At 62.0% G+C, this 466-nt stretch carries 1 protein-coding gene; it reads right to left on the bottom strand.

All coding sequences use genetic code 11. The features are described from left to right. Window positions 1-211 precede the first annotated feature (211 nt). Window positions 212-466, bottom strand: a 255-nt coding sequence (locus RVY79_RS17330) for a hypothetical protein (protein WP_317465720.1), incomplete at its 5' end; no start/stop codon positions are given.

Here is a 466-nt window from a genome sequence, read left to right on the forward strand (position 1 = left end):
TTGTTCCCGCGCAATCAGATTCATTTCCTATCTGAGCGCGTTCCCGTGGGGGCGTAGACGCGGAACTCAGCGCTCGCAAATCCGCGTCGCGCCATGGGCAGAAGAACAGGGTATGCAGCACGTCGTCCGCACTGAGGAAAGGGTCCCAAAGCCACGCTCCGTTGGTGCCGTGTTGGCGTAGCAGCCAACGGATGTCCGCTAGCGCCTCCGCTCAGCCAGCGCCGGAAGGCCCTCCATATTGAACAAATTCTTTGCGACTCTGCAGCGCGTGCAGGCTCTCTCTGAACACCCTGGCCGAACGCCAAGGCTCCCGCGGATTGGGGTGCGGGCGGTCGGGATTGTCGGGGGCTGGTTCGATGACGACTGCCTGCTTGGTTGGCTGGCATTGTTCAGCGGATGTGGTGGGCTCGAGAAACTCACGAGTCGCCGGGATAAGCACTCGGCTGGTCACACTTATGTCGCCGCC

Origin of the sequence: Chromohalobacter sp. HP20-39 (assembly GCF_033052815.1) — a bacterium.
Lineage (GTDB): Bacteria > Pseudomonadota > Gammaproteobacteria > Pseudomonadales > Halomonadaceae > Chromohalobacter.